Annotated in this window: 12 protein-coding genes; 6 read left to right on the top strand and 6 right to left on the bottom strand. The window is 40.5% G+C overall.

The features are described from left to right. The first annotated feature begins 308 nt into the window (after positions 1 to 308). The 5 genes from FLL46_RS02295 (at position 309) to FLL46_RS02275 (ending at position 7611) form a co-directional block, all read left to right on the top strand. Positions 309 to 1604 (top strand): methyl-accepting chemotaxis protein, encoded by a 1296-nt coding sequence (locus tag FLL46_RS02295; RefSeq protein ID WP_142891795.1) that lies wholly within the window; start codon positions 309 to 311, stop codon positions 1602 to 1604. Between the two features lie 499 nt (positions 1605 to 2103). Beyond that, a complete protein-coding gene (locus FLL46_RS02290; RefSeq protein WP_142891794.1) occupies positions 2104 to 2856 on the top strand; it encodes a TetR/AcrR family transcriptional regulator in 753 nt (250 codons plus the stop codon). A 137-nt stretch (positions 2857 to 2993) separates the two neighbouring features. Continuing rightward, positions 2994 to 5351 carry an efflux RND transporter permease subunit gene (locus FLL46_RS02285; protein ID WP_142891793.1) on the top strand — a complete coding sequence of 786 codons (2358 nt, stop codon included), beginning with the start codon at positions 2994 to 2996 and terminating at the stop codon, positions 5349 to 5351. A gap of 88 nt (positions 5352 to 5439) precedes the next feature. After that, entirely contained in the window at positions 5440 to 6231 is a 792-nt protein-coding gene (locus FLL46_RS02280; protein ID WP_210418575.1) for an outer membrane lipoprotein-sorting protein, read from the top strand. Between the two features lie 180 nt (positions 6232 to 6411). Then, positions 6412 to 7611 carry a hypothetical protein gene (locus FLL46_RS02275; protein WP_142891791.1) on the top strand — a complete coding sequence of 400 codons (1200 nt, stop codon included), beginning with the start codon at positions 6412 to 6414 and terminating at the stop codon, positions 7609 to 7611. 60 nt (positions 7612 to 7671) lie between these two features. Here FLL46_RS02275 and FLL46_RS02270 read toward each other — a convergent pair whose 3' ends face one another. Both FLL46_RS02270 and FLL46_RS02265 read right to left on the bottom strand, forming a co-directional pair. Next, entirely contained in the window at positions 7672 to 8346 is a 675-nt protein-coding gene (locus FLL46_RS02270; RefSeq protein ID WP_142891790.1) for a spondin domain-containing protein, read from the bottom strand. 176 nt (positions 8347 to 8522) lie between these two features. After that, a complete protein-coding gene (locus tag FLL46_RS02265; protein ID WP_142891789.1) occupies positions 8523 to 12698 on the bottom strand; it encodes a hybrid sensor histidine kinase/response regulator transcription factor in 4176 nt (1391 codons plus the stop codon). Between the two features lie 103 nt (positions 12699 to 12801). Here FLL46_RS02265 and FLL46_RS26895 point away from each other — a divergent pair, with 103 nt between their 5' ends. Next, positions 12802 to 12957, top strand: coding sequence for a hypothetical protein (locus tag FLL46_RS26895; protein WP_168204005.1), 156 nt, complete (start codon positions 12802 to 12804; stop codon positions 12955 to 12957). A gap of 686 nt (positions 12958 to 13643) precedes the next feature. Here FLL46_RS26895 and FLL46_RS02260 read toward each other — a convergent pair. From FLL46_RS02260 to FLL46_RS02245, 4 genes are all read right to left on the bottom strand, one after another. Next, positions 13644 to 14456 (bottom strand): Dam family site-specific DNA-(adenine-N6)-methyltransferase, encoded by an 813-nt coding sequence (locus tag FLL46_RS02260; protein WP_142891788.1) that lies wholly within the window; start codon positions 14454 to 14456, stop codon positions 13644 to 13646. Between the two features lie 144 nt (positions 14457 to 14600). After that, on the bottom strand, positions 14601 to 15446 hold the full coding sequence (locus FLL46_RS02255; protein ID WP_142891787.1) for a putative metalloprotease CJM1_0395 family protein: 846 nt from the start codon (positions 15444 to 15446) through the stop codon (positions 14601 to 14603). A 95-nt stretch (positions 15447 to 15541) separates the two neighbouring features. Then, positions 15542 to 15790 (bottom strand): flagellar biosynthesis protein FlgE, encoded by a 249-nt coding sequence (locus FLL46_RS02250; protein ID WP_142891786.1) that lies wholly within the window; start codon positions 15788 to 15790, stop codon positions 15542 to 15544. A 464-nt stretch (positions 15791 to 16254) separates the two neighbouring features. Continuing rightward, positions 16255 to 19137, bottom strand: a complete 2883-nt coding sequence (locus tag FLL46_RS02245) for a M16 family metallopeptidase (RefSeq protein ID WP_210418574.1) — start codon at positions 19135 to 19137, stop codon at positions 16255 to 16257. Positions 19138 to 19271 lie beyond the last annotated feature (134 nt).

The following is a 19271-nucleotide window of genomic DNA, read 5'->3' as shown; positions in this document are numbered from 1 at the left end:
TTTCAACGCTCCTACATAAAAACATTTCTGTTTTCCAGATAAATGATGTTTGTTTTATAATTGTTTATTGTACACAATAATACACTTACTGTGACGAATAGCAATTCATTCCCAGATTTCACTCGCGCTGTTAGCGAATACCAAGTCATTTGACGTAACTCCAAACACCTGTGGGTAGATCGATAAAAGCAAATTTTTTACCCTCATCAAAAATTTGTCCTATAGTCTAAGTAACCAATTTAATTAGTTTTTTGAGTTATACCTCCTCAAATATTCGCACCAGACAACACTAAAAATAAGAGGAACTTATGGTAGAAGAAAAGCGCCGGGGACAAGTGAGCGAGTCAGCGCTCTCCATGGCAGGGTTGTCTTTAAAACTTCTAGGCCCGGGATTAGCAATTGCCATCATTAGTATGGTTAGCCTGATAACGCTAACAGAGCTTTCAACAGAACAGCTATTGATTATAGGGCTGGCTTTCATCGTTGTTTTTGTCACGTGCATTTTTCAACTTTACCGAGCGTTTTATCGCGCTATCCAAAAATTATCCAGCCATGCCCATGCTATTAATCAAAGCAAAGAAATTGATGTTAAAATTCGACTCGGCGGCACAAGTTCAAGCTTATTTAAACCAATTTTCCACGCAGTCGATAATCAGATACAAAAAATTGATGACCTACTGACTCAATTATACGCCTCGACAGCTCGTCTTACGCCAATGGCTGAAGAGCTAAACGCCACCTATCACACCATGCAACAAAAGGCGATGATGCAAGAGCAACTCGGTAATAACCTCAACGGTGCATTTGGTCAGGTGTATGAAGCCAGCATGGCGCTGCATGAAGACTTAGCCCAGGTTTCCGACGAACTCACCCAATCAAACCAAACTATTAAAGAAGCCCATCAAGGCGCGTCACATGCGGGAAAAAGTATTACCAAATTGACTCAACATATCGCTGAAGCGACCACACATATTGAGCAGCTCCAGAAGGATAGTAATCAGATCAACGATATTATTGACGTGATCACCAATATCGCCGATCAAACCAATCTGCTCGCTCTCAATGCCGCAATTGAGGCCGCCAGAGCCGGTGAGCAAGGCCGAGGCTTTGCAGTGGTTGCAGACGAGGTCAGAACCTTAGCAGAAAAAACCGGCGCTTCTACTCAGGAAGTCCGCGATATGGTTGCCCGAATTCAAGAAGGCACGTCCGCTGTCAGCCACTCCATGGAGATCGGTGCAAAAGCCTCAACTGAGACAGAGCAACTTTCAAACCAGGCCTCCGCGCAACTCAATACCGTGCTCAAGTCGATTGAATTGATCAACACTCATTCTAATAATTTAATCGTCGCGTCAAACCGACAAAAAGAAATTTCCACCGAAGCACAACACGAAATTGATTCAATGGTGCAACTCAACAAAGATGTCATCGAAAGTGGTAGCGAACACGCGTTAACTTCGGAAGATATGATTAAACTAGCTAAAAAACTACGCTCATTTCTGGATAGCTTTACTTTTAACGACGCCGTTTGGGACGATAAAATCAGGCCTAAAAAAAGTAAATCAAAAACTCAAAGTGAAGAATCTTCATCAGTCGAGCTTTTTTAGAACGAGTGAAACCAGCGTTCAGATAGAAAGAATCAGTGTCAAACAACCCGAATTCTGGATAAGCCATCAGTTGCGGAAACTTTTCTATATCGGTGAGAAAAAACAAATTAACGAATAAATTGATTGATTTTTACTTAAGAAAAAACACTTAGCGAATATTCCAAACGCAATCAACTAATTCCATTCTAACCTACTATTTTTATTCAATTTTTTAAAAATAGTCGCAATAAAAACGACTCTCAGCAGATAATTTCAATACTTTTTAAATAAAAACAATTCTCATTTTCTAGGATTTTTGCTTGATATATTCAACGACCTCCTTATAATGACGAATCGTCACGTGACGGTTCGTCACTTATAAAGCGATTGTCGCTGTGGCATGAAATTACGGCTTTTCCGAAAAAGTAACACGTCCGAAAAACATCGTGTTACAAAGAGAATCAATTTTAGCTAACGCGTTTAATAAAAGTGTATTAACAGCAAGATAGAATGACCGCCCATGAGTCCAAGAACTATTAGTGAAAGCGAATTTACCCAAAGAGAACAGGAGTTAATTGAAATTGCTCGTTCACTCGTGGAAAAGGAGTGTTTGACAACCTTAACCATCGACAAGCTGGTTAGCGCTTCTCCCTATTCTAAGGGAACTATCTACAAGCACTTCATCAGTAAAGAAGACTTACTCATGGCGATTTGTAATACCTGCATTCAAGAAGTCCAGGAGCTTTTTGTCCGTGCGCTGAAGTTTAAAGGTAATAGTCGTGAACGCATTCAATCAGTCATGGTTTCCTACATCCTTTGGGCCAAGTTACACCCTTCTGAACTTTTTGCTGTGTTATCAGCTCATTCTCCGAGCGTTGCCGCTTGCAGTTCGGACGATAGAAATGAAACCCATCATGAATGTGAATCCAACTTAATGGGAATAATGAATGTCGAAATTGGCAAAGCCATTGATGCAGGCGATCTGGTGTTGCCTGAAGATATGGCTTTTGAACAGGTCACTTTTGCGATGTGGTCGGCTTCGTGGGGAGCGATGGCATTGATTATGAGCAAAGGCCATTCGGAAAAATTAAGACCTATGGTTTTAGAAAGAGAATCTCTCACAAACGCCAGATTAGTACTCGATGGCTTTAACTGGAAGCCACTGTCAAAAGATTGGGATTACAGCGAGACAATCAAAAGGATAACGCAAGAGATTTTTCAGCCGGAAATAGAACAACTTGAGAAAAATGGAACGCCATTTATTTTTATCTGATTTCCATTGAGTCGAGTGAATTGATTTTTAACCCGATTTTTTAAATCGAACTTGTATTAATTTAGTTTTTTAATTGAGCCATTTTTACTTAGTCATATTAATCTAGTCATATTAACTATACAGCAGAGTAAACCGTCATGGAAAAGTATTCTGATTTTATTTTACGCAATAGGTTGCTTGTTATCGCAGCTGTTTTGATTTTTGTTGGCATCGCATTTTCCGGCGCCTTTAAAGACGGCCAATGGAACATACCATTCAAAAGTGATTACAAAACATTTTTTAAAGATAATAATAAGCAACTGAACGATTTTTTAAGTTTGCAGAAAATTTATAGTAAAAGTGATAACGTTGCTTTTATTGTCGCTCCAAAGGACGGCAATGTTTTCACCAAAGAAACCCTGACCGCTATTTGGGAACTCACGAATGAAGCGTGGCAGGTCACTTACAATTCGCGAGTTGATTCTATCACCAACTTCCAATATAGCTTTGCCGAAGGCGACGATCTAATGATTGAAGACCTGGTGCTGGAAGCTGATATGTTAGACGATGAGCTCATTGCCAGAGCAAAGCGTGTTTCACTAAGTGAACCAATTCTAAAGAAAAAACTGATTTCAGAAAATTCCGATGCCGCTGTGGTGAATGTCACTATTCGCTTACCGGCAATAGATATGACTGCCGAAGTTCCTGAAGTGGCAGCTTCAGTACGCGCAATTAGAGACGACTTTGCCAAACGATACCCAGATATCCAATTTATGTTATCTGGCATGATCATGATGAACACCAGTTTTCCCGAGGCATCAAAAGCCGATAGCTCAGTTAAAATTCCACTAATGCTATTGGTTGTTATTCTAGCTGTAGGTCTTTTACTAAGAACCATTACCGGTACTTTTGCAACGCTACTGATTATCTTAACCAGTGTGCTTGGCACCATGGGTATCTGGGGTTGGTTAGGTGGATATTTGACCGGTCCTTCTGCCGGCTCACCCACCGTCATTTTAACTTTAGCCGTCGCCGACTGTGTCCATGTACTCTCGACATTTTATTATAATATGCGCCATGGTATGGACAAAAATGAAGCCATCAAAGATAGTTTACGCGTTAATATGCAACCGGTGTTTTTGACCAGCATTACAACCGCAATTGGTTTCCTTACCATGAACTTTTCCGACGCACCGCCTTTTGCTCACCTGGGTAATATGGTCGCAATTGGTGTGATGTTGGCCTTTGCATTCTCAGTAACAATCTTTCCAGCCATGTTATCCCTGTTGCCGATCAAGGTTAAACAAACAGCTGAGCATAAAGTGGATATGATGGATAAGCTGGCAAATTTTGTTATCGGCAACCGTAAATGGCTGCTACCCGTTTCGACTGTTGTTATCATCGGATTTGCTTCTTTCGTACCTTCAAACCAACTTAACGATGATTTCGTTAAATATTTTGACGAACGAGTTCCGTTCAGAAATGCGACTGATTTTATGCAAGAACACTTGTCCGGCATGACAACTCTTGAACTGTCCTTTGACTCAAACAAAAGCAGCGGTATTAACGATCCCAAATTTCTTAAGTTTGTTGCAGATTTTTCCGACTGGCTAAGGGAAATGGAGAAAACAGACAATGTGAATACCATTACTGATACGCTGAAACGATTGAATCGAAATATGCATGGCGATGATCCGGCCTGGTACATTTTACCTGATCAACAAGAACTCGCCGCACAATACTTGTTATTGTACGAGCTATCGTTACCACAAGGTTTGGATGTTAACAATCAGCTCAATGTTGATAAGTCTTCGACTCGTGTGATTGCGACTTTCCAGAACTTGACCTCAAATGAGATTCTTGAACTAGAACAGAAAGTACTGCGTCATTTTAATGAACAAAATTCAGAGTATGGTCTGTCGCTGGCAAGTCCATCGCTAATGTTTGCCCACATCGGTTCAACGAACATCGTAAGCATGTTAAAAGGCTCATCTCTCGCTTTAATATTGATTTCGATATTGTTAGGCTTCGCCCTTCGTTCTGTTAAGTTTGGCCTGATAAGTTTGATCCCTAACCTGACACCTGCAGCGGTAGGATTCGGTGTTTGGGGATTGTTTGTCGGTGAAGTAGGCCTTGGACTTTCAGTAGTAATGGGGGTCACTCTCGGTATTATCGTCGACGACACAGTACACTTTTTAAGTAAATATATCCGCGCAAGACGAGAAAAAGGACTGAGTTCAGAAGATGCTGTCCGCTATAGTTTTGCGAGTGTCGGAAGAGCATTATGGATTACGACCATGGTACTCATCGCTGGCTTTGGCGTCATGGCGACTTCAAGTTTCAAGGTTAATGCCGACATGGGTCTGTTGACTGCAGTGACCATTTTAATCGCCCTGATTATCGACTTCTTATTCTTACCGCCGCTATTGATGTTACTAAAAAGCAAAAAAGATAAAGAAGCCGAACGGGAAGCAAAACTAAAAAATCCCGAATTGGCACGAGCGACTCGCGAATAACGAATAACAGAGCTCGCCTCGGATTAATCAGAGAACAACCGAGGCAAGCTGGAAAAATTTAAAATTAAATTCCACTATGGAGACTTCAATGAAACTTTTACAAGTAGGCCTGTTAACCCTATCTTCGATGCTCGCTTTTTCAAGCCCGGTCTTTGCAGGTGAAGCAGAAGATAAAGGATTAGCTATTTCAAAAGAATCGAAAAATCGTGACCTTGGCTGGAGAGACAGTCAGGCAGAAATGGAAATGCTACTTAAAAATCAACATGGCGAAACTTCAACTCGTCAGATGAAAATTAAAAGCATGGAACAGGAAAATGACGGCGATAAAAGCTTAACAATTTTTAACTCGCCTAACGACGTTAAGGGAACCGCTTTCTTAAGTTTTTCACACCCGACTACGAATGATGAGCAATGGCTTTATTTACCAGCGTTAAAACGAGTCAAGCGCATTTCTTCTCGCAACAAGTCAGGCTCTTTTATGGGAAGTGAGTTTTCATTTGAAGACTTAACGTCTTTCGAAATCGAAAAATATGACTATAAATATATTAAAGATGAGACGATTAATGGTGTAGATTGCTGGGTTGTAGAACAATATCCTAGAGATAAATACTCTGGTTACAAACGTCGCGTAGTCTGGATTGATAAAGCAGAATACCGCACTCAAAAAACAGACTTTTATGATCGCAAAAATACTTTACTCAAAACGCTAACTTTCTCTCAATATAACCAATACGTGAATAAATACTGGCGTGCTTCTCAATTGGAAATGGTTAATCACCAGTCAGGAAAAAGCACTTTGTTAACCTGGAAAAATTATCAATTCCAAAAAGGTCTTGACGAAAAAGACTTTAACAAAAATGCATTAAAGAGAGCACGATAAGTCTACCATCGTTTTCCTTTATCAATACGCTTGTGCCTTTTCTCTTTTTGAGAAAAGGCACAAGCAGGTTACTAATCAACTGGTTGAGCGTCGAAATGGCTTTAAGTCAACGCTGAGCTTACGAACGAATAAATAAGTAATCGATACTATTTAGCTATGTATAAATTAATGAAAAAATCAATGAACCAAAAACTAATCTTGTCTGCAGTGTCCTGCCTCACGGCAGGTTTCTTCAACTCGGCAGCGGCTAATGAATTTGAAGTTCGTGGCAACATTGAGTTACAAGGGCGTTTCTTTGTTGAAGACGCGCTCTTTCCCACTCAACACGACACTTATTTTTCATTAGCAGCTGCGCCAGAGTTTTTCTGGAGCTGGAACGATGGCAACGACTCTTTTGAGTTTGTACCATCAGCTCGTATTGATCAACACGACGATGAAAGAACCCATTCTGATATTAGAGAACTCAGCTGGATTCACGTTGGTGACGACTGGGAAAGCCGTATCGGTGTAAGGCGTGTTTTCTGGGGCGTGACAGAATTTCAGCACCTCGTTGATATTATCAACCAGAGTGACTCTGTTGAAGATGTCGATAACGAAGATAAGCTTGGCCAACCGATGGTCAACCTCTCTCTGGTTAATGACTGGGGAATCATCGACTTTTACGTTTTACCCTACTTTCGTGAACGAACCTTTGCCGGCGATGAGGGAAGACCCGGACTTCCTATCATTAATGCCGATACCGCCTTTTATGAGTCCAGCGACGAAGAAGATCATGTGGACTGGGCAGTTCGTTGGGCCCATAGCATTGGTGATTACGAAATCGGCGTTTCATGGTTTGAAGGCACCAGTCGAGATCCCTTGTTAATTCAGTCTCCACTGCAGAATGTTGTTCCTGAACTGGTTCCTTTCTACCAACAGATTAGCCAACTTGGTTTCGAATTACAGGCTAATATTGAAGATGCTTTATGGAAGTTAGAGATTATTCATAATGACAATAATCGCGAAGATTTTTGGGCGCTACAGGGTGGCATAGAATACAGTCAGTATGGTGTCATGGACTCTAACGCTGACCTTGGATGGCTAGTTGAAATAGCGTGGGATGAGCGCGGCGACGATGGCCCTTCAACTTTCCAGAATGATGTTTTCTTTGGTAGCCGACTAGCACTCAATGATGTTGACTCTACCGAAGTTTTGGCGGGGCTGAGTTATGATCTGGATTTCAAATCGACCAGCTTTTTGGTCGAGGCCAGTCGCCGATTTGGTGATAGTTTGAAGGTTTCGTTAGATGTCAGATTGTTTGAGTCTGACGAGCCGCAAGACCCAGCTTATTTAATCAGAAGAGATGATCACATTCAGTTAACTGCGCAGTATTATTATTAGTGGCAACGAATTGACTTGAGGAGAGCGGCACGCCGCTCTCTATAGTTAAACTCAAAAATATTAGTAAACTCGTTCAACTACCACCTTAGCAACAGGCCCATCCCACTGGTAATCTAAAGTCGACAAATCACCATGCCCATGAATGCCCGGACTGGGATAAACATAACCCTCGCCATCATCATCTGGAGAAAATGGAATTCCACCACACTGTGGCCCAGGAATGTTTGCGCAATATTCATCATTAGTTTCGCTACCACCATCATAAGCTTTCATAAAATAAGTCACTTTGCCACGTCTTGGCAACTTAGCACCACGAAGCGCTACCATGGTATCGTTGGTGGGCAATAACATTGAAATAAGACTAAGCTTTCTAAAGTTTTTACTGCCTTTAATTTTCAGCATGACAGATTGTCCGGGCGCCAATAAACCCGCACTACTTTCAGTTGCCAGAACATTATCCGATTGGTCTAGAACAGCATTAAGCCCGGAAATATCTCCACCTTCTGCTACCCGGGAAACTTCGAAAGATGCGACTTCTCCGATGGTAAACAGATTAATTTTACGATTGTGAGTTGCAGCAAGAAAAGGTGTAAAGCTAATACCTTTAGTGACGTTAGTAATCGTTACCTTATAATTTGCGGCGTGATATTTGTGTTTATATTGACTACTGGCGAATACGTTAAAAGACATTAGTGTGGCCAACACAATGAATACTACTGAGGTTCTTGTCTTCATAATTGGATTCCTTTTATGAATGGGTTCAGTATTTTTAATGCGGAATAATGATTATTCGAAGCATCAAAAGTATTCTATTGAGGAATGATCACGCGTGAATAACATGAAGTTAACGATTTTCTCACGAGTTTGTGATATTTATGGTGGAGGAAATTATTGTCTGATGTGCCGCTTTTCTAGCTTTTTTCCTTTGATTTTAATAAATAGTAAGCTTTAGGCGAAAGTCCAAATTGCGCTTTAAAACAAACGCCAAAGTAACTTTGCGAAGAGAAACCAACTTCAACAGAGGTATATTGTACGCTTTTACCTTTCGCTATCAAAGCTTTAGACTTTTCCAACCGAAAGCGACGTAAATAAGCGACTGGCTGCAGATCAAGAATACTCTTTAATTTCCTTTGTAATTGACGATCACTCATTGCCATTTTGTCTGCAATTTCGGTAATTGAGACAGATTGTTCTTGATAGAGAGTGTCTAAAACACCATTAAGCTTTTCGATGAATAGTTGTTGCATATGACTGACGTTATCTTGAACGTCGGATTCGTCTTCTACAACTGATTTTACAATTCCCTTTTGTTGATCGACCGAATCAAATGCTGTTTCACTAAAACGTTTTTTCAGTATTTCTCTAATTTCAAGTAGGTTGTCCAGGCGAATTAACAACTCTTCGACATCAAACGGCTTAGTCAGGTATTCGTCTGCCTTTTCTTGCCAGCCCTTTAAGCGACTTTCTCTATCACTACGCGCAGTCAATAATACGATTGGAATATGGTTAGTTGACTCCTGGCAACGCAATTGTTTTGTGACCTCATAGCCATCCATTTTGGGCATCATAATGTCACTGATAATCAGATCAGGGATCTCCTCGGTTGCGACCTTAACGCCCTCTTCTCCATTGGCCGCAATAAAAACCTTAAACCTTGAATTGATATTTTCTTTAATATAATTTCGCATGTCCACATTGTCTTCAATGAGGAGAACACTGTTTTTTTGCTCAGTTATTTCTTCTAGGTCTTGTGTTGTTTTTTCAATGTTTGGCTGCTGAGTTAGTCCCATAATTTCCATTGCGACAATTTCGTCACTAGCCGCAATGTTAACCTGGTCTATTTTAACTTCATTGATGATAGGTAACGTAACCACAATTGTGGTGCCCTTGCCTAGTTCACTTTCAAGCACAATAGAACCCAGATGCGCTTTAACAAGTTCTTTGACGAGCGCTAATCCAATACCAGAACCTGTTATCTGCTCACTACTATCGTCGAGCACTCTGGCATACCGTTCGAAGACAGTGTCGACTTTAGACTCAGGAATGCCAATTCCAGTATCAGTTATGGTTAATTTAAATTCATTATTGTTAGTGCGCTCACAATTAACATCTATTTTTCCGCCTGGTTTCGAGTACTTAATCGCATTTGAAAGCAGGTTAACAACGATTTTTTCGAACGCATCTGGAATGAACTCAAAATTGATATCGATTGGTTCAGGAACATTAAACAATATCTGTTTTTCCGTTGCTAAATCTTTAAAAGCCTCTGCTAGAAGGTGCAAACTGTTACCAATGGCTTGTGGAGATTTTTGAGCTATCGATTTAATCCTGAATGTTTCAAGATTTAATAACTGTTCCACCATCCTGAGTAATCGGTAACCATTTCTTTGAACGACATTTAAACGTCTTTTCTGCTCGTTATTTAATTTCGATTGTAAGACTTGAGAAAGCGGCCCCAGTATCAAAGTTAAAGGTGTGCGGAACTCATGGGATACATTAGCAAACTCCTCATTTTTACGTGAAAGAAGCAGCTCAACCTTAGTTTTTTCTTCAGCTAATTCTTTAGTACGTTTCACAACTGATTTTTCTAGTTCTTTAGAGCGTTTAACTAATGCTTTTGTCCGGAAAGAAACGAACAAATATATCGACAACACGATTAGAAAGAGGTATGAGAAATAAGCAAAATTCGTTTTCCACCAAGGAGGATTTACGATGATATTCAAGCTGGTCGCAGCTCTCCCCCAATTGCCATTATTCGATGCTTTAACCTTAAAAACGTACTCGCCTGGGTCAACATTCGTATAAACTGCACGTTGTTGGGTCGAGTCAACGTAATTCCACTCATCGTAACCTTCTAACATAAAAGCATACTTTACACGATCTGGATTTTCGAACTCTAAAGCAGAATAACGAAGAGAAAATACATTTTGATCGTAATTAAACTCTAACTGTTCGGTACTTATGATCGAAGTTTTTAGGGGCGAATCTGGATCAATGTTACCAATTGGTACTGGTTTATAAAACAGCTCCAGGTTCGTTATCAGAGCTGGATTATAAAGGCGTCTGTCAGAAAGTTTACTAAGTGATATTATGTTGAACCCGTTTACGCCGGCAACCCACAGAGAATCGTCTTTTGGATTATAAAAGCCAGCGCCAGTGGTCGAATTAGACTGCATTCCATCTTCTTGAAAATAGGTATACAAAGATTGATCTGAAGATGAAAGACGCGAAAGGCCATTGTCAGTATAAATCCATTGATTTCCCAAAGAGTCTGTTTTTACTCCCATGACGACATTACTGAATAACCCATTTTCTACCGAGTAATCTTTAGATGATTCAGTTCGCGGATCAAACTTAACCGCCCCATACCCTCTTGTTCCAATCCAGAGCATTCCTGTAGGATCTTCATCAACTGACAATAATGTCGGAGGTAACCCGCTTTTGTTTGTATCGCTACGCAAATATCGAGTAAATGTTTCATTGGCGATATCAAATTTTACTAAACCATTATACTGCGTAGCTAGCCAGACTATTCCTTGTTTATCAGCGTAGATGTTGTTTACTGTCGTCAATGTAGAACTATTTTCACCCTCAAATTCCGGTGAATAGCTCGATGTTGTATTATTGCTGGAATCAATTTTCGCAAGCCCTGCGCCAGAAGTTGCGATCCAGATATTACCATTTGCATCACTTGAAACAGCGTTTACTGTGTCTGATGGCAGTGCTTGCGAAACGGAGCTGTTAGAGTTGTATAAATTGAACTTGTTAGCGCCTTTAGAATATTTTATTAGTCCATTATCGAAAGTACTAATCCATAAATTTTTGCGATTATCCTCATGTAGCGAAACCACATTAGCTAAAATATTTTTGTTTTCATACCCGGGAATTGTTCTAAATATTTCGCATTGATTTTTTTGTAAATCGATTTTGTGTAAACCATGTCCCCATGACGCGACCCAGATAAATTCATCTGAATCCATTAACATGGCATATATCGTGTTGCCTGATAAGCAAGCCGAAGATTCATCGTTCGCAAGAATATGTCCAAAATACTCGCCACTTAAGTTGACAATATTGACGCCCAAGTTAGTGCCTAGCCAAAGGAGATTATCATTCGACTGAAAAATTGCGAGAATCTGATTATCAATAATACTATATGGCTCAGATGGAGAGTTGGTAAATCGTTTGTTCTTTGAAGTTGCAAGCTCAAATTTGATTAATCCAGAATAACGAGTGCCTACAAATAGTTGATTGTCTGTGGTTAAAAGTAACTTTGTGATGTATTGTCCGTTTAAAACATCAGAATAAATTTCCTTGTAAGTATTCGAAGCTGAGTCGAACGAATATAGCCCTTTCTTGGTGCCGACAAGCAAACGCTTGTCAGATAGCTTAAAAAGCGTGGTTTCCCTGATAGCTCTTTTTTTACCAAGTTTAGGTAGCGATGCTTTAATTTTATTGAGCTCGACTTTGTTCTCGTCAAATTGATAAAGGCCATGTCTGGAAGCCACTAAGATTTTACTGTCAAACTCGATAATATCCTGTGCATAAAACTTATATTCAGTTAAATTATTTATATGGATAGGAGTGATTGATTTTCTGTCTCTCGAAATGAGAAATACACCATTTTTTCTGGTGCCAATCCACAATCGATGAGACGAATCTTCGTATATTTTACTGACAGCAACTTTATCAAGTGAAACTTCTCGGTTCAGTTTGTCTTGAGCGATCTCGAAATTGTCGAGTTCAGCATTATATTGATTGAGTCCTTTTTCAGTTCCAACCCAAAGAGCACCTCTATTATCAACAATCAGGTTACTGATATAAAAATGACTGATAGAATTAGTACGTTGCTGCGAAGGCCGATAGGTTTTATTTGAATTTCCATCATAGCGGTTAAGCCCATCGCTTGTCGCTATCCATATGAATCCTTTTTTATCCTGGATAATATCCCTAATGACAATGTGAGATAGGCTGTCCGAATGCGGTAATTTCTGAAAACGAAAATCGTTTTTTAGACTGTCTAGCTCGTAAGCAAACAGAGACAAATGGAAAAGACTTATTAGAAAGGCAAAGCAAAAACGATTCATTTTTTTGATTGACTTAATACCTACAAACTTTTAATCGATTTGCCATTTATCGTGCCCGTATACAGGAATAGACGCCTTCAAATTAAGGCATCTACAATACGAAATGGGTAGACTTATATGCAATCATCATCTGGCCGAGGACAACCAGCTCCTGGTTGAGGACAGCCCGACCTACCCGACTTTTCAGGACAACCTGCATTTGATTCGTAGGTTACTCGCCAATGTGGAGGTTCCGTTGGTAAAGGTCGTACTTCGATGATACTTGTACAAGTATTCTCCTCGGAGTTACAAAAGTCGGTCATAATTTCTTTAATAAAAAAGATTCTGAGTTCCGCGGTTCTAGCTTCACTCACATATCCAGCTAAGAGTATAACTGTCGTAAGTAATAGATACTTTAATATTCTCATTTAATATCCCCCGGTTGAATGTAAATTATTTGCCAATTATTTAATTTGTTGATATTCAATCATGAGATATTAACAACAGGATAATTTTAATACAACCTGATGGTGTTAATTCAAAACAAAATGTGAATTGTTCTCAATTTTTGAGCAAACGTTAACATTTGGAAAATACCTATATCGTATTCTCCTTGCTCCTCTTACCTTCTAAAATGCGGTGCAAAGTTGGTCTCAACGGCTAAGAAAACTAATTCCTAACATCGATACCTGGCATTGTCGAAAGTTTAATGCCCTTGTCGAATTTTTAAGAAATAGATTTTTGCTAATTATTATATTTCACTCATTAAAGAGTTTTAGCGGGCTTCAGCTTTGGAATATCGAGTTTTTTCGCAACATTTCAGATACGAAACTGGCCAGGTATGAGAGTTAGTTTTAGCTTACTCTTGAAGCCTGCAAGCGTAACTATTGAAAATTAAAATGAAGAAATTATTATTTATTCTCGCATTAATTTGATTCAACGCCTCAGCTAATGCTGAACAAGACGCTATTCATAAATCGCTAGCAACTCACTAGCATTACCACGTTTATTACCATCACAACTGATAAAGCGCCTCACTGGAAAGGCTTCAATTTTTGCGTCTTCATAAATCTGCCTGGTGATTGCATTGTCATGATTGGAAATGATCACTTTAACACCACGCTCAGAAAGGTGCTTGGCTCGATAAGCTAGTTCGACTTGCTGGTCATAAGAAAAACCCTGCGCAGCATAACTGGTAAAACTCGCTGTCGGTGACAAAGGTACGTAAGGTGGATCACAATAAACCACATCGCCACGGCGAGATCGATTCATTAACGCAACAAAATCACCGCAGACAAATTTTGCCTGTTTCGCCTTAACTAGAAAATGATACATTTCTTTTTCTGGAAAGTAAGGTTTAACGTATCGCCCAAATGGCACATTAAATCCACCAGACTTGTTGTAACGACAAAGACCATTGAAACCATGTCGATTCAGATACACGAACAAGGCCGCTCGTCTTCGCCCTTTTAAGCCATTATTAAATTCTTCTCGAAATTGAAGGTAAGCTTTTTGAGAATTGTTTTCTTGATTGAAAAAAGATCTGGCGTAATTAATAAACTTGCGCTTTTCTTGCTTCAGGCATTGATAGAGATTGATGAGGTCTGGGTTGATATCTCCCAATAGATAGCGTTCAAAATCCTGGTTGAGAAAAACGGCACCCGAGCCAACGAAAGGCTCAATTAATTTTCGACCTTTTAAATGAGGTGCGAGTTTGTCTAGTAGTCGGTACTTTCCACCGGCCCACTTCAAAAAGGGTCGAGAGCGCAATTGCTGCATTAATAGTAGTTCTTATTAGAGACAAAAATTAACCTTACACGATTCTGATCGCAAGTTTACGGAATTCCGGATCAATTGGGAAATAGTTTGTGAGTTATTTTAAGAGAAGTCGCTCTTTATCGATGTAGAGCAAAGCTGCGGAGGTTAAGCGGTTTGCGAAAGCAACGGCTCTTCATTAATATCATCAAGCGCGCCGCTATCGACGATTTTCTGATTCAAAAGTAACGACGAGCGCTTAGCTGCAACAGGGTTAGTAAATTGAACTGAGCTGCGAATATTAAGATTAGGGTTTTCCCTGCCCTCTTCTTCACTTGCCTGGGCCTGGCTAGCTTCTTCATTGCGCAAGATGTTCAGCTCCACTCTCGCCTGATTAGCGATCTGACTGGAGAGTGCTGCCACTTTCAAGTCCTGAGGCGAAGGATTTGCAGGAGCCAGTGCAGCTCGCCTGACTTGTGACATCTTGTCAATTGTCGCCTGAGGATCACCAGGCACTTTACTGGTATCAATAGAAACTTCCCCACCTACAGCGTAGCGTCTTCCATCAGGGCCAATGGTGAATGTCAATTGTGGCGCACCAGCTAATTGGCCACCGGCACTTGCATGAGCGGTTTCATGGGCTCTGACTTCACGATCAACGCGTTTTAACTGCTCAATCTCACGCCTTTCCTGCGCTTCCTGCTGTTCATTGTTACTATCACTATTCTGTTCGTTTCTACTCTGGCTCTGATTATCACGATTTTGGCTGTTTTGTTCCCCATTATCTTGTTTAGCGTCTCCCGAAGAATCTCGTTGGGAATTGTCTCGATTGAGTTCAGCCGGATTTCTGGGTTGTTGCTCGCTGGTTTCGGTACTATTTTTCGTGGCGGAGCTATCGGTGGGAGGTGCAGGCTCCCGAATGGGTGTTCTTTGCGCAGCTTCACTCGCTACCGCTTCGGTAGGAGGATTTGCTGTCGAAACCGGTATGGCTACCGGTGCGGATGAAATAAGCATTGATTTCACTCACTGCCAATCAATTGAACTTCTAAAATTTCGAAAATATTAATAACCTGTTGATAATTAACGATTATATTGCCAGTTATTAAGCGCTAGGCCGTAACATCTAACAAGGTACCGACTAAATCCGAAGCGGTCGCAATCACTTTTGCATTCGCCTGGGCGTCAAGTTCAGCTACTTTTAAATCCACCAGGGAAGTTGTGAGATCGTTCTGATTGATGCTTTCAGTACTAGCGTCTTTCACTGATTGAGAGGCGATCTCCTGGGCTGCCTGATTAGCACGCGAAGTCGCTTGCTGGAACCCTTGAACACCTGTGTTGAGTAAATTATTTATCTCCACTTAAAACCTCGAATACAAATGGTTAACGAAAAAACAGCTTTAAAATCAATTAACTTGAGGAAGCTATTCGTAACTGTATTGATGTTATCGGCAGAAATGAGCAGGAATTGAGCAATGTTGCCAATTTTCTTGAATATTTTGGTCAATTAGAGCGGAATCAATATAAAATGATATAAGGAAAATCGAGAGATTTTGGTGGCTGATTAGGCGCTCATTGCAGCGCATAGTCAACCTATGGGCAAAATGAGCAACGACATCAGACATCAAAATAGCCGATTTTATATTGATTCAGCTCTATAACGACTTGGCCACGGATAATTTCAAAGAAATTGATGGTTCTGTTGGTAATCTGATGGGAAATTGTGAGAAAAAGCCGGTAAGAAACGAATTTCCTGCCGGCTTTACCTTCTAAAAAATCTCTGTCTACCTTAGCTCAAATGGTAGTCAATCAATCGATTAGTCAGTTAGATTTCGTAATTGATAACTTTGTAACCTAAAGCTTCCAGTTGTGGTTTAAGCACCTTTGAGTTGCCCACAACAACCATGATCATCTCTTCAAGTTTTAAGTGCTTTTTCGCCAAGGCATTAATTTCTTCGGCAGTGATGCTGTCGACGATATCTGCACGTTGTTTAACAAATGCAGGCGTCAGGTCATACTCAAGAATCTGCGCCAGGAACCCAAGTTTTGCACCGGGTGTTTCATACTTCAGCGCGTCTTTCTGGTTAATCGCATTGCGCATAAATGCCAATTCTTCGGCAGTAATTCCTTTTTCTGCATAGTTTTTAATTTCATTAATAAACTCAACAATTGACTTATCCGTTGCATCAGCTCTCACTTCTGCGCTGGCGGTGTAACTACCAGATAATCGGTCACCGCTAAAGTAAGAGCGTGCGCCGTAGGTGTAACCTTTATCTTCACGTAAATTCAAGTTAATCCGACTGTTGAAAGCGCCGCCCAGAGGAAAGTTCATTAGATATGATTTGTAAAATTCACCAGTGATATCACGAGTTAAAGAACGCTTACCAATTCTAATCGCCGACTGCGCAGAATTATCTTTATGTACCAGGTAAATTACACCAGTTTCTGATTTTGGTTGCGGTAATTCCAACGCTAACTTAGGTCCTTTTCCTTGCCAATCACTTAGCATAGAAATGCCTTTCTTTACTGCGCCTTGCCCCAAATCTGAAACAACGATTAATTGTCCACCCGATGGCTTAAAGTGTTTCTCATAAAATGATTTAACATCTTGCAAAGTTAAATTCGCTAATGAAGCTTCTGTACCGCCGCCGGGTAACGCACCGATATTATCTGCGTGCAATAATTGACGGTAAGCTGTCGATGCGAGATAGCCTGCATTTTTCTTGCTATTTTTAACGCCTTGAATGGCAATATTTCTCACCCGGTCAAAATCGCTCTGCTCAAACGCTGGCTGCAGCAGTTTTTCTTTCACTAAAACCATGGTTGCGTCAAAGTTTTTGGTCAGTGCATTAACATTGATTGTCAGATAATGATCGTGTGATGAAATGTTGACATAGCTGCCGAGCTTTTCTAGTTCTTTTGTCATCTCTTCAGCACTGCGCTGTTTTGTCGACTCATTTAACATGCTGCTTAAAATGGAAGACAAACCAGCTTTTTCAGGCGTCTCATAATAGTGGCCGGCCGAGACTTTAAGTAATACTGATGTCGTTGGCGTTTCAATACTCTGAGCACCTAGAATTTTAATGCCGTTAGCCAGTTCATCTTGCCACATTTGTGGCACATCAACCGGCTTGTTCGCGCCAGCAACAGGAATTTTACTACGATCAAAATCGTCCTTCGCTTTTCTGAGTTGAAGTTCGTCTTCAGAGGTTTGAGACGCTTCAGCCAACTTGCGCTCCGGTGCATTAAAGTTATTTTTGGCGGCAATCATCTCAGGCTTGCCGTTTGGTACAACACTCATAATGACGGCATGTTTACCTTGAATGTATTGTTTATAAACTCTTAATACATCTTCTTTAGTCACGTTAGCATAACGCGCAATATCTTCTTCAATATAATTCGGGTTCCCGGTAAAGGTTTGGTTAGCGGCCAATTGACTAACTTTGCCGGACACACTTTGCAAACCAAATACAAAAGCTGATTCCATTTGCGCTTTTGCTTTGAGCAAATCGTCATCTTCAACGCCACGTTTTTCAAACTCTTTTAGCGTATCCCGAATAATTTTTTCAATGTCCGCCAATGATTTTCCAGATGCAGGATGCGGTAGTGCGTACATGTTGAATGTGCACGCTAATTCAGCACAAGGATGAGTAACCGCAGCTTGAACCGCAATTTGGTTTTTCACCAGATTTTTATAAAGCAATGAAGTTTTTCCGCCACCAAGAATAGTCGACAGCAAATCAAGTGGCGCTTCGTCAGCATGCCTCACACTAACCGTTGGAAACGACATATAGAGCAATGGCAAATGAACATTGTCTTCCATAGAAATATATCGATCGCTATCAAGTGTAACCGCTGTTTTCTCAGGCATTGAGACTTCCGGTCCTTTGGGAATCGATCCAAAGTACTTGGTCACCAACTTAAGCGTGTTGTTAACGTCGAAATCGCCACCAATAGTAATGGTTGCATTGTTAGGACCATACCAGCGAAGGAAAAAGGCTTTCAAATCATTAACATTCACCCGGTTTAGATCTTCCATGTAACCGATAACCGGCCACGAGTACGGGTGTCCTGCTGGGTAAAGTGCTTCAGAAACTCGCTCGCTCAGTCGACCATAGGGGCGATTATCAACGCGCTGGCCACGTTCATTTTTGACTGTTTCTCGTTGCACCTCAAACTTTTCCTGAGTGACCGCATCAACCAGAAATCCCATGCGATCAGCTTCAAGCCATAACATTTTTTCTAGCTGATTGGCCGGCACCGTTTGAAAATAATTAGTTCTATCGGTGTTGGTAGTACCATTCATTGTACCGCCCGCTTCAGTCACCAATTTGAAGTGTTGTTCATCAGCAACATTTTCAGATCCCTGAAACATCATGTGTTCAAAGAAATGAGCAAAGCCAGATTTGCCAAGCTCTTCTCGTCCTGAACCAACATGATAAGTCACGTCAACATGAACCAGCGGATCAGAATTATCTTTGTGCAAAATTAAAGTGAGCCCGTTATCAAGGACATACTTTTCATAAGGAATAACCGTTTTTCCAGGTTGTGCTTTCACAGTTTCAACTAAAGTTACACCTGCGACTTTAGTGCTTTGTTCTACTTTTTGTTGCTCCGGCTGTGATTCTGGTTGCGACTCTTGTTGCTGTGCTCCCTGATCACACGCCGCCAATAAACTAACCAACAGCGGAATAGTCCAATTCTTCAAATCGATTTCTCCTCAAAAATAAAAACTACGATAGGACACGCTTTAACTCAGGTATCCATTAATTATTAATATACAAACTATTAAAATACAGATGATTAAAATAAACAACTTTGTTGATTTTAACAATGGCTCAT

This window comes from Aliikangiella coralliicola (genome assembly GCF_007004725.1).
Taxonomy (GTDB): domain Bacteria; phylum Pseudomonadota; class Gammaproteobacteria; order Enterobacterales; family Kangiellaceae; genus Aliikangiella; species Aliikangiella coralliicola.
The sequence above is the reverse complement of the archived record's forward strand: the minus strand, read 5'-3'. Positions and strand labels throughout refer to the sequence as shown.